This is a genomic window from Bradyrhizobium sp. Ai1a-2, assembly GCF_000426245.1.
GTDB lineage: Bacteria > Pseudomonadota > Alphaproteobacteria > Rhizobiales > Xanthobacteraceae > Bradyrhizobium.
In genome coordinates, this window is the sequence record NZ_AUEZ01000133.1 from 1 (window position 1) to 10,926 (window position 10,926).

8 protein-coding genes and 4 pseudogenes are annotated in these 10,926 nt (G+C 63.1%); 9 read left to right on the plus strand and 3 right to left on the minus strand.

What is annotated here, in order from left to right:
- Positions 1 to 267 (minus strand): IS5 family transposase (locus K288_RS0140655; RefSeq protein WP_027584551.1); only part of this gene is annotated, 267 nt, incomplete at its 3' end.
- Positions 268 to 511: 244 nt separating this feature from the next.
- On the opposite strand from K288_RS0140655, the pseudogene K288_RS48410 reads away from it, so the two are divergent.
- A pseudogene (locus K288_RS48410) lies at positions 512 to 958 on the plus strand (L,D-transpeptidase); the annotation flags it as partial.
- 274 nt (positions 959 to 1,232) lie between these two features.
- On the opposite strand, the gene K288_RS48415 reads toward K288_RS48410, so the two are convergent.
- Positions 1,233 to 2,264, minus strand: a complete 1,032-nt coding sequence (locus K288_RS48415) for a c-type cytochrome (RefSeq protein ID WP_084800092.1) — start codon at positions 2,262 to 2,264, stop codon at positions 1,233 to 1,235.
- Positions 2,265 to 3,203: 939 nt separating this feature from the next.
- On the opposite strand from K288_RS48415, the gene K288_RS55220 reads away from it, so the two are divergent.
- The 4 genes and pseudogenes from K288_RS55220 to K288_RS0140675 all read left to right on the plus strand — a co-directional run bounded on the left by K288_RS55220 (position 3,204) and on the right by K288_RS0140675 (position 6,453).
- On the plus strand, positions 3,204 to 4,055 hold the full coding sequence (locus K288_RS55220; RefSeq protein ID WP_244443452.1) for a hypothetical protein: 852 nt from the start codon (positions 3,204 to 3,206) through the stop codon (positions 4,053 to 4,055).
- A gap of 4 nt (positions 4,056 to 4,059) precedes the next feature.
- Positions 4,060 to 4,900: pseudogene (locus K288_RS55225) on the plus strand (DUF3363 domain-containing protein).
- Complete coding sequence (locus K288_RS55595) at positions 4,872 to 5,174, plus strand: DUF3363 domain-containing protein (RefSeq protein WP_256378890.1); 303 nt, start codon at positions 4,872 to 4,874, stop codon at positions 5,172 to 5,174. The pseudogene K288_RS55225 and the gene K288_RS55595 overlap by 29 nt, the downstream one beginning before the upstream one ends.
- Positions 5,175 to 5,307: 133 nt before the next feature.
- Positions 5,308 to 6,453, plus strand: a complete 1,146-nt coding sequence (locus K288_RS0140675; protein WP_027584552.1) for a GSU2403 family nucleotidyltransferase fold protein — start codon at positions 5,308 to 5,310, stop codon at positions 6,451 to 6,453.
- Positions 6,454 to 6,497: 44 nt separating this feature from the next.
- On the opposite strand, the gene K288_RS0140680 is transcribed toward K288_RS0140675, so the two are convergent.
- The gene (locus K288_RS0140680; RefSeq protein ID WP_027584553.1) at positions 6,498 to 6,725 is read right to left on the minus strand and encodes a hypothetical protein; all 228 of its coding nucleotides are present in this window, start codon (positions 6,723 to 6,725) and stop codon (positions 6,498 to 6,500) included.
- 352 nt (positions 6,726 to 7,077) lie between these two features.
- Between K288_RS0140680 and K288_RS48425 the strand changes: the two are divergent.
- From K288_RS48425 to K288_RS51500, 4 genes and pseudogenes are all read left to right on the plus strand, one after another.
- Positions 7,078 to 9,103: pseudogene (locus K288_RS48425) on the plus strand (conjugal transfer protein TraG).
- A gap of 12 nt (positions 9,104 to 9,115) precedes the next feature.
- Positions 9,116 to 9,667 (plus strand): hypothetical protein, encoded by a 552-nt coding sequence (locus K288_RS48430; protein WP_051335020.1) that lies wholly within the window; start codon positions 9,116 to 9,118, stop codon positions 9,665 to 9,667.
- Positions 9,660 to 10,606 (plus strand): annotated as a pseudogene (gene trbB, locus K288_RS48435) (P-type conjugative transfer ATPase TrbB); the annotation flags it as partial. The gene K288_RS48430 and the pseudogene trbB, both read left to right, overlap by 8 nt.
- A 64-nt stretch (positions 10,607 to 10,670) precedes the next feature.
- Positions 10,671 to 10,926 (plus strand): transposase (locus tag K288_RS51500; protein ID WP_027584554.1); only part of this gene is annotated, 256 nt, incomplete at its 3' end.

A 10,926-nucleotide genomic window follows, 5' to 3' on the forward strand; every position in this document is an offset into this window, starting at 1 on the left:
CGGATCATCCGCCAGCGCTTCGAACATACCTAGCCAGACCCCCTTGGCGCTCCACCGGCTGAAACGTCGGAAGACGCTGTTCCATTCGCCGAACGCTTCGGGCAGATCACGCCACGGCGAACCGGTTCGCACGATCCATAACACGCCCTCGACAAACATCCGGTTGTCGCGGCCTGTCGAACCACGCTGGTCCGGCCGACCGATGATCAAGCCGGAGATACGGTCCCATTGCCTGTCGCTCAGAACGAGCCGATCCGTAACGCCCAAGGCTTCCTCCTAAAAGAAAGCCTTGAATCACGTTCCATCTGATTTGAGAATCCCAAGAGTCCACACAGCCTAGAGCTTCTTCAGCGCTTCCAATGCTGTGGCCTCGAGACGTCGGGGGCGCGCCGGCCTCGTACATGCCCCTTCACCGAAGGTCGATGGAAACAGAACGCACTGGCCTTTGAACGATGGATCGCATCTTTTCCAGGGGCCGGCGTCGGTCTCGTTTGAGCAGTCGAGCAGCCTCCTACTTGGATATCCGACGACGGAGTCCGCTGGGACCATCATCGTCGACCCCCGCAGCCGTTTTCTCTATCTCGTCGTCGAGAACGGCAGGGCCATTCGCTACGGCGTCGGCGTCGGCGAGGCCGGAATGGAGTTTCGTGGCACTGCGACCGTTCAAGAGAAGAAGGAGTGGCCGCGCTGGACACCGACGCCGGCCATGATCCGCCGCGAGCCCGCCCGCTACGCCGGGTGGGCCAAGGGCATGGACGGCGGATCGCAGAACCCGCTCGGAGCGCGAGCGCTCTACCTGTTCAAGAACGGCAAAGATACGCTCTACCACATTCATGGAACGACGGAGCCTGACAGCATCGGAAAGGCGGTGTCATCCGGCTGCATTCGCATGCTGAACCAGGACATCATCGACCTCTACAACAGGGTGCCGAAGGGAGCCAAGGTCGTCGTGCGCTGATGGATGGCGGTTACAGAGGTTGTCTAACGAGGGGCCGAACGGCTGTCGGTTCTGTCGAGGCCAGAAACGTTGGCGCGCGCCAGCGTCAACATGCTTTGCCCTGCTGTTCAATCCTGGTTGAAGTAGCCTCATCCGGATCGCCACCGTCGGGATAAATGACCTTCCAATCGCGGCAATGGCGGGGACGCGCGGCTCTCAAGTCAACGAGGATCGGTCCCGCTTTGCCAGCATGAGTGCGCCAAGTTGTCGTGCTATCTTGTGCTTCCAAACGTGTCTATCGCGCCGGCTGCTTGCCGTTATCGCTTGTGGTGGAGGCGTTCTTGATGGCGTTGAGCCTGTCGCGGATCGGCTGGAACGGCCCGAACCGATGCTGGCTCTCGCTTAGACCATCGATGTAGGGGCCGTACGGGGCATCGACGGGTTTCTCGGTGCGGATCGGAAAATCCTGGTCGAGATCGGCCTTCTGCGGCCGCTTCATCGACTCGAGATAGGCGGCAACATCCCAGGCTTCCTCAATGGACAACGTAGGCTGATCGAAGGTCGTGCCGTTGGGCATGTTGCTATGGATAAAATTGGCTGCCGAGATCAGTCGGGCCATGCCGGCGCCATTGTTGAAGCTGTCCGGCCCCCAGAGTGGCGGAAATTCGTAGCCTTTGCGGTCGCCGATCGCGCCAGGGCGTTTGCCTTGGCCATCATCGCCATGGCAGGCGGCGCAGGACTGCGCGAAGACCGTTGCGCCTGCCGATGGATCAGCCGGGCGGGCCAGCTCGGGCATCCTGCCAACGCCGCGCCCGGAGGTTTTCGCCCCGATCGGCCGACCGGTCGACAAGAACTTAATGTAGGCGACGAAGGCCTTCATTTCGGCGGAGTCGACTGGCAGAGCCCGCCCGTTGAGGCTGCGCGTCATGCAGCCGTTGACCCGGTCCTCAAGCGTAGCGACGTCGCCTTCGCGCGACCGGTATTGGGGAAAATCGCCGAGGACGCCAACGAAGGGCAGACCGAATTGCTTGGTGCCGGCTTGCAGGTGGCAGCTCTGGCAGGACAGGTTGTTGCCGGCAAACCGTTTGGCCGGATCCGGAGCCTCGGGACCCAGATGGGCATAGGTTGCGACCGTCAGCTCGCGGCCGAAGCGCACCATCTTGCCCCATCGGTCGTCCGGCAATGCGTCGATATCGGGGACCCTCCAGGCCTCTGCCGGTGCCGGGGAAGGAGGATTCAAAGCGGACAAATGATCGCTGGCGCGGCCAAGCTGAGCAAAAAGCGCAGCCGACAGGATGACACAGGCGATAGCCAGCCGCCGCTTCATGATACGCTTTCGTTCCCACCGTTTCGAAAGAATGTGGCATCGGACAAGAGGCAGCGGAAGCTTAAGCTAACCTTAAGCCTCCCCGCATGCTTCAAATTTATGTATCGACCAAAAGGCCGGCAGCTGTCGCCGCTCGCCACCAGCGACGCAGGTTCCAGCGCGGCCATCCGGAGAAGGCGGGTGCGGATTGGCTGAAGGCGTTCGGCTCCGATTGCAGCGGGGCGCGGCGGCTTTGCCAAGGGCGCGCCGCCATGTACTGCGATGCGCCATGCTGAGCAGCACGCTGCGCTTCCGCCTCGTTGCGTCGATCAGTTCGGTGCCACTGCCTCGGACCGGATACGGTATGCGACGAACCCGCGCGTATGTTTGCATGTCGGTTCCGCATGATCGCATCGCATCTACGTGCACTGGCCTGAACGCTTGCGCGGCTCCGCAGCGCTGGTTTGCGGGGCACTGGATCCCGCTTCCTGCGGAGCCGTTTCCGACCCACCGATCGGATGCCGCAGCCAGCCATCAAAGCGCTGCCGTCCGCGACCATGCTGACGGCAATATTTGCGCTCTCTAAAACCGCTTCGCCACCGCGCGTCACCTTGTACCGAACAAGACAATGGCGCGCGCCGTTCTTCACATTCCGAACCGAGCGGCGATGCCCCAATCCAACAGGGAGCCGACATGGAGCGACAACCCGCTCTCCGAGAGTCGTGCAGGGTTCGGACGCTTACGGATCAAGAGGCGATCGACTACGTGGGGCAAGATAAAAGCACTGGCGCTCCACGGTGCTTAAGTTCTTGTCTGCACATCCAAGTGTTGGCGACATCGCGGGGCGCGATGTCGCCAAGTGTGGCTTAAGGCGCGGCCGTCATTGGCCGGCTGCGTCTGCGTCTTGGCAGGTGCGCCGACAGTTCACATATCCGCGGTCTTCGAACGGAGACCTGCGTCATGCACGGCGTCGATGACGATGAATTCGAGGTGAAGCTTGGCCGGATCGGCAACCGCAAAGCCAGGAAAGGGTCCAGCTATCTGCGGCGCGTTCGGCAAGCAGCCGAGAAGGCCGGACCCCGGTCGCATCGCGCATCGCAGTTCTCGGGCGGTCGGATCGGCCGCGGGCATGCGCAAGGCGCGATGCTGGCCGGACGTGCGCGGGGCAAACGTCAGCGCCGGGTCGTGATCAAGGCGCGCATCGTGCGCATCAAGGCGGGCGATGCCGGTGCCCTCCGGGCGCATCTGCGCTATGTGCAGCGCGACGGCGTCACGCGGGACGGTGAGCCGGGCGAGCTCTATGACGCAAACAACGACCGCGCCGACGGCAAGGACTTCACGGATCGAAGTGCGGAGGATCGCCACCAGTTCCGCTTCATCGCGGCGCCCGAGGACAGCGCGGAGCTGTCCGACCTGAAGCCCTTCATTCGCGACCTGATGCACCAGATGGAAAGCGACCTCGGCACCAAGCTCGACTGGGTTGCGGCGGACCATTTCAACACCGGCCATCCGCACAGCCACATCGTTTTGCGCGGCAAGGATGACAAGGGACGGGACCTCGTGATTGCCCGCGACTATATCTCTGACGGCTTGCGCGCGAGGGCGGCGGATCTGATCACCCGGGAGCTCGGTCCCGAGACCGAGATCGAGGCGGCACGCAAGCGCCAGCAGGAGGTCGCGGCCGAGCGGTTCACACGCCTTGACCGCGCGATCCTGCGCGATGCGCCGGATGGTTGCTCTGGAACTCGGCGCGAGGCCGGCAAGCGCTTCAGTCTGGCAGGCCGCGCGAATGGGGCGGCTGCGAACGCTTGAGCGGATGGGGTTGGCGGAGGAGGAACGTCCCACCCATTGGCGGATCGATGCCGGGCTCGAGGCGAAGCTCAGGCGCATGGGCGAGCGCGGCGACGTCATCAAGACCATGCATCGCGAGCTTGCTGCTTCTGGAATGGCGCGGGCCGCCGCGACCTACACCATCTTCGATCCGGGCGGGGGCGGCCAGCGCGTGGTCGGGCGCGTCATTGGGGAGGGGTTTTCGGATGAACTGGGAGAACGCCGTTACGTCGTGCTCGATGGCATCGACGGGCGGACGCATTATGCCGAAATCGGCAGTGTCTCGGGGCAGGATGAGCCGCCTGTCCGGAACACGATTGTTGAGCTCAGATCTCGCGCCGCAGAATCGCGGCAGATCGATCGCGCCATCGCGACGATCGCCGCCGCACATGGTGGCCGCTACAGCGACCGCCTTCATCGCCAGTTCGACCCGCAAGCCTCAGGCGAGTACGTCGCATCCCACGTGCGGCGCCTCGAAGCGATGCGGCGGGAGGGAACGGTCTTAAGGCTGACCGACGGGAGCTGGGCAGTGGGCGAGGACTATCTCGATCGGGCGCTTCAGTATGAGAGCCGGCAACGCTTGCGCAATCCAGTGCGGATTATAGTGCTGTCATGGCAGCGGCTCGAGGATCTCCCGCAGGCGGTGGGCGCAACCTGGCTTGATCGCCAACTCGTCGCAGGACGCTCGAAGCACTTGGACGAGCGGCATGGGCGCCGAGGTCGAAGCGGCCATGCGAACGCGGCGGCAATGGCTGATCGAGCAGGGGTTTGCGCGCGCGCAGGGTGGTGAGGTGCGTTATGCGCGGGGATCTGTTGCGGACGCTTGAGGCTCGTGAACTCCGCCAGGCGGCTGCGGATGTTTCGGCGCGAACGGGGCTTGAGCATCTCGACGTCAAGGCCGGCGACAGTCTCACAGGCGTCTATCGTCGCATGCTGACGCTGAACAGCGGCCGCTTTGCGCTGATCGAGCGATCCCGCGATTTCGCGTTGGTGCCTTGGCGGCCGGTGCTGGAGAGGGCGCGCGGGCATGTGGTGACCGGGTCCGTCGGGGGCGGCGGGATTTCATGGTCGATCGGACAAAAGCGAGGCTTGGGTCTGTAGGGCAGACTGCACAACCATATAAGCTATTGATATACATAGAGGTTATACTATTTTTGCTAGAGTAGTATAACCGGTTGTCCCCACGCCATAGTTATACTATTTTCGCGAAAATAGTATAACTGGGGTTCCCGCCATGGCCTCCGCCAGCCTCGATATCACTTACCAGACGCTCTATTCCGAACTCGTTCAGCGCAGCCTCGACGAGAGCTTTACCTCCGAATTTTCCTCGAACGGAAGATTCGTGGCCGTGGAGGTCAAGGATAAGAAATACTGGTACTTCGACACGCCCAAGCCCGAAGGCGGTGGCCAGGACCGCCGCTACGTTGGTCCCGTCGAAGATCCCGACATCACCAAGCGGGTCGAGGCGTTCAAGGATCTGAAAGCCGACCTCAAAGGACGTCGCCGTCTCGTTTCCACATTGACGCGAGAGGCCTATCTGCCGGGCCCCTTGGCGACGACTGGCCAAGTGGTGGAGGCCCTGGCGAAGGCCGGCTTCTTCCGCATGAGGGGCGTGCTCGTCGGCACCGTTGCCTACCAATGCTACTCCGCCGTGCTCGGCCGGCGGCTTGATCTGGTCGCGATGCAGACCGGCGACGCCGACTTTGCGCAATTCCACGAAATCTCGGTGGCCATCAAGGATTCCATGCCGCCCATCCTGGAGGTGCTTCGACAGGTCGACCCGACCTTTCGCGAGGTTCCAAGTCAAGCCGACGGCAGGGCCTCCACCCAGTTCGTTTCGAGGAGCAATTTCAAGGTTGAATTTCTGACGCCGAACCAGTGGTCCGACGACCAGGCAGGCAAGCCAGTCACCATGCCGGCGTTGGGCGGCGCGGCGGCATTTCCGCTGCGCTTTCTCGACTACCTGATCTACCAGCCGATCCGCGCGGTGCTGCTGCATGGCGCCGGCGTGCCGGTCCTCATCCCATCAGCTGAAAGATACGCCGTCCACAAGCTCATCGTCGGCTCCCGTCGCAAGGAGGACCGCGATGCGACGGCAAAGAGCGCGAAGGATCGGCTCCAGGCCAGATCGATCATCGAAGCGATGATCGCGAACCGGCAGCACGCCGATCTTGCGTCGGCGTTTACAGAAGCATGGGATCGCGGCGATCAGTGGAGAGCCGCGATCCGCACCAGCCTTGCGACCTACGACGATGATTTCCAGACCTCGCTCCGAACCGAACTTGCGAAGGGCGTCACCGAGCTCGGCTCCGACCCCGCCGAGTACGATCTGACGGATAAGCCCTCCGATGAGGAGGCCTCCGCCCGCCGTCCCAAATGAATTGCGGATGACAGACCGGGTTGCCGGGCTCGAGCTGCGGGCGCCTACGTGGCTTTGGCCAGCAGCAGCGGCGGCACTAAGTTGGACGGCAACGTGATCGACCCGATGATGCCGGTGCCGCCGACGGTGATGACGGCGCCCGCACGTCGATCACGCCAATGAGGCAGGTCGCCAGTGCGCCGGGCATCACCCCGATGGCCATTAATGGGACCGACATGTTTCGTCGCGGTTTGCGCGCTTATAGGCTTTGCGAACCCGACGACGATCGGCAACCCCGTTGGACTTCGCGCGCCTAAATACAATGAGAAGAAGCTCAGTCGTACGGCATCGCGTCACGGCGATTCATCATCGCGCCGACTCACTGGAAGTCTGTTCGGCGTCGAGCGGCCGATCACCCCCGGCCGGATGAGCGAGCTGACGACGAGAGATCATTTGTGCCAACCGTTCACGCGCTCTTGAGGCGTTTGATGATGCTGCGCTGACCTTGATCTTCAATCGCCTTGTCCAATCGGGCTTGATCAGCCTCGCGCTTACTGCCAGCGCAGTTTTTGTTTCGATTGAAGGTTTGGCGTTTTCGCCGTTTTCATCTCGCCGTCTGCGCTACGCGGGCGAATGGGGCGGCCAATGTATCCAGCGAGAATCTACGTCGGGCAGATCACGATCGTGTTCGGCATCGTTGTCGCGTCGACCTGGGGAGCGACGCAATGGACCGCGGCAGCGCTTGGCTTTCAGGAAAGGTTGGGCGCGCCCTGGTTCCTGGTTGCCGGCTATCCGGTCTATCTGCCCTGGAGGTTGTTCGAATGGTGGTTCACCTACGAGGCGTACGCTCCCGAAATCTTCGAACAGGGCGGCGCCATCGCCGCCGCCGGCGGCATGGCGGGCGCGCTGTTTGCGATCCTCAATTCGGTATGGCGCGCGCGGCAAAATCAGCTTGTAACGACTTATGGATCGGCGCGCTGGGCAACGCCGAAGGAAATCAAGGAAGCCGGCCTGTTCGCGGCCAAGGGCGTGTTTCTTGGACGATTTGAAAACAACTACCTGCGTCACGATGGTCCGGAGCACGTCATGTGCTTTGCGCCGACCCGCTCGGGCAAGGGTGTGGGTCTGGTGTTGCCGACGTTGCTGTCATGGACGTCGTCGGCAGTGGTGCACGACATCAAGGGTGAAAACTGGGAATTGACCTCCGGTTGGCGTTCGGCGTTTTCGCATTGCCTGTTGTTCAACCCCACCGATAAGAAGCGCCCGCTACAATCCACTGCTTGAGGTGCGCAAGGGGACGGCCGAAGTCCGCGACGTCCAGAACATCGCCGACATCCTGGTCGACCCCGAAGGGGCGCTCGAACGCAGAACCCATTGGGAAAAGACTAGTCATTCGCTTCTGGTCGGCGTCATTCTTCACGTTCTCTATGCCGAAGAGAAGAAGACGCTCACCCGGGTCACCGAGATCCTGGCCGATCCTGCCCAGTCTTTTGAGAAGACGCTCAGGATCATGCTGGCAACCAATCATCTTGGCACCGAGGCCGAGCCGAAGGTGCACCCGGTCGTGGCCGCGACCGCACGAGAGCTGCTCAACAAGTCCGAAAACGAACGTTCCGGCGTTCTATCGACAGCCGTGAGCTTTCTTGGCCTCTACCGCGACCCCGTCGTCAGCCGAAACACCGAGGGCTGCGACTGGCGCATCGCCGACCTCGTGAGTGCCGACAAGCCGGTCACGCTCTATCTCGTCGTTCCGCCGTCGGACATCAGCCGCACCAAGCCGCTGATCAGGCTGATCCTCAACCAGATCGGCCGGCGGCTGACCGAGACCTTGAACGTCAATATGACTGGCCGCAGGCAACGCCAGCTGCTCATGATGCTCGATGAGTTTCCTGCGCTTGGCCGGCTGGACTTTTTCGAAAGTGCGCTCGCGTTCATGGCCGGTTACGGCATCCGTGCCTACTTGATCGCGCAGTCGCTCAACCAGATCGCCAAGGCCTACGGCGAGAACAACGCGATCCTGGACAATTGCCACGTCCGCATTGCCTTTGCCGCCAATGACGAGCGCACCGCCAAGCGGATTTCGGACGCACTGGGAACCGCGACCGAACTGCGTGCACAGCGCAACTATGCGGGCCACCGGCTGGCGCCCTGGCTTGGCCATGTCATGGTCAGCCGGCAGGAGACCGCGCGGCCGCTGCTGACGCCCGGCGAAGTGATGCAGTTGCCGCCCGACCAGGCCGTCGTCCTGGTTTCAGGCCTTGCACCGGTCAGGGCGACAAAGCTGCGGCACTATGAGGACGCAAACTTCGTCAGTCGGCTGCGCAAGCCGCCATCCTTGGCGGGCGAAGCGCATGCCGGCCGGCCGGCGGTACGACCTGACGATTGGAGCGACCAGGTGCGCTCCGTCGACCTTCGCCTTGCGACCCTGCCGTATCGCGAGCTCATGCAGTCAGGCGACGAGGACGGCGGTCTCAAGCAGCAATTGACGTTGTTCGATGAGGCGGCACCGCCTGCGAACGACGCTCGCACCCTCGAAGAGCGATTGCTCGATGATGAGTCCGACGTCGCCGCCGACCGCAGCCAAATGCAGCAGGCCGCAAACGCGTCCAGCACCGTACGTCGAGCCCACGCCGTGACCCGCGACGATGACGATCTTCTCCCCTCGTTCTGAAGAGCATTCCCGATGAAACCAAAACTGTCGGCCTATGTTACCGAAAGCGTGGCCCAGCGGCTCGAGCTCGCAGCCAGGCGCCCGGGAACCAATAAATCAGCCATTGTCGACGCTGCGCTAGACCGCTTTCTCAACCCTGAGCGGGACACGAGCGGCGATGCCGCGCTGATCCGAAGATTGGACCGGATGAGCGGGCAACTGGAACGCGTCGACCGCGATCTTGGCGTTCTGGCGGAAACGATCGCGCTCTTCATCCGCTATTACCTGACCATCACTCCACCGCTGCCCTCGCAAGATCAGGACGCAGCGCGTGCGTTGGGACGCGAGCGGTTCGAGATGTTTGTCGCCCAGGTCGGCAAACGCGTCGCTTCCGGTGGTCGGCTTGTCGCCGACGTCATGGATCGCGTCAGCGCTGCGAAGCCAGATCTCTTCATGCGGAACCTCGAGGAGGGCGCCCCGCTGGGCGCAGCCCGACCTGGCGAGATCGGATCCCGCGCGCAGAACGCGACGGGCAAGCCGCCGGAGCATTCTCCGGCAGGGCGAGAGGAGGTCGGCAATGTCTGATCTCCTCTCGCCAGAGACCCGCGAACGACGCCGCGGCGTGCTGCGGACCGCGATGGGACCGGCAATCGCACTCGCCCTGGAGGAAGCTGATGTCGTCGAGGTCATGGTCAATCCCGATGGGAAGCTTTGGCTTGACCGGCACCGGACGGGCCGCGCGGACACCGGCGTTGTTCTGACGCCGCAGGAGTCGGAGCGGATCATTCGCCTGGTTGCGAGCCACGTGCGGGCGGAAGCGAGCGGTTCGTCGCCAATCGTCTCGGCGGAGCTCCCCGAAACCGGCGAGCGCTTCGAAGGCGTCTTGCCGCCGGTCTCGCTGGCACCGTGCTTTGCGATCCGAAAACCCGCAACGACCACGTTCCGCCTGTCCGACTACGTCAGGGCGCAGATTGCTTCACCGCTGATGGCCAAGGTTCTGACGGCCGCGGTCACTGAGGCGCGCAACATCCTGATCGCCGGCGGCACCGGCTCGGGCAAGACCACGCTCGCGAACGCACTGCTTGCAGAAATCGCCGGCCTCGGGGAGCGGGTGGTCATCATCGAAGACACCCGCGAGCTGCGCTGCGATGCAAAGCAAAGGATGCCGTGACGCTCCGGACCAAGCCGGGCGTGGCGAGCCTGGCGGATCTTGTGCGCTCCACATTGCGCTTGCGTCCCGACCGCATCATCGTCGGCGAGGTCAGAGGCGCCGAAGCCCTCGACATGCTGAAGGCCTGGAATACTGGCCACCCCGGCGGAATTGCCACGGTCCATGCCAACTCGGCACGCGCCGCGCTCTACCGGATCGAGCAACTCATCCAGGAAGCGGTCGCAACGGTGCCGCGCCGGCTCATTGCCGAGGCGATCGACCTGATCGTCTTCATCAAGGGACGGGGACCTGCACGGCGCATCGAGGCCGTCGCTGAGCTCAAGGGCCTCGATCCGTCAGGCGACTACCAGCTCGAGACTGAACCTCCTCCGAATGAGTGGACACCTGTAGTAGGCTCATTGAGCCCGGAGGTGTCGAATGGAACGTCAACGTCGGTCATTTACCGAAGAGTACAAGCGGCAAGCCGTCGAATTGGTATTGTCGAGCGGTCGCTCGATCACGTCCGTAGCCAAGGAACTCGGTCTTCGCGACTCGGTGCTGCGGCGCTGGGTGGATAAGCTCCGGCAGGAGCCGGCATCGGCGGCGTGGCGCCCCACCACGCAGGCGACGCCGATGTCGGCGGACCAGGCTTCGGAGATCGCCCGGCTGCGCCAAGAGAACGAACAACTGCGCA